The following is a 701-nucleotide window of genomic DNA, read 5'->3' on the forward strand; positions in this document are numbered from 1 at the left end:
CTAAGGAAGCCGACCCTGGATGGTCCGGCACCTCAGCCGAAGCAGCTTTCTCTGCCGCCGCCGGCGCATCCCTTCTCGACGATCCGGAACTCCCGTTGATGCCGCATTCGCAGCATATCGGCCGGATTGACGAGAAGCGCTTGGCGTTTTGAAAATTTCAAAACGCGGGATCTTTCAAATCGTGAATAAAGTCGAGTTTTAAGTGACCGAGGATGCATCTTCATGAGCGTCCACGAGGCAGGAGCGGTTTTCCCCTGTGCGTGACGTTCGGAATAGAGATCAAGCGTCTGAAGGGCATCTGGTGGATGCCTTGGCACTGAGAGGCGATGAAGGACGTAGCACGTTGCGATAAGTCACGGGGAGCCGCGAGCAGGCTTTGATCCGTGAATTTCCGAATGGGGAAACCCACCGCGCAAGCGGTATCCCACACTGAATCCATAGGTATGGGAAGCGAACCCGGCGAACTGAAACATCTAAGTAGCCGGAGGAAAGGACATCAACCGAGACTCCGCTAGTAGTGGCGAGCGAACGCGGACCAGGCCAGTCATTCGATCTACATAACCGGAACCGTCTGGAAAGTCGGGCCATAGCGGGTGATAGCCCCGTACGGATAAACCGGATCGGATGCTCGAGTAGGGCGGGGCACGTGAAACCCTGTCTGAACATGGGGGGACCACCCTCCAAGCCTAAGTACTCCTCAG

Annotated in this window: 1 rRNA gene; it reads left to right on the forward strand. The window is 56.5% G+C overall.

The features are described 5' to 3' along the window. Positions 1-277 precede the first annotated feature (277 nt). Positions 278-701, forward strand: a 23S ribosomal RNA gene (locus tag FZ938_RS30370); the annotation flags it as partial.

The organism is Azospirillum oryzae, assembly GCF_008364795.1.
Classification (GTDB): domain Bacteria; phylum Pseudomonadota; class Alphaproteobacteria; order Azospirillales; family Azospirillaceae; genus Azospirillum; species Azospirillum oryzae.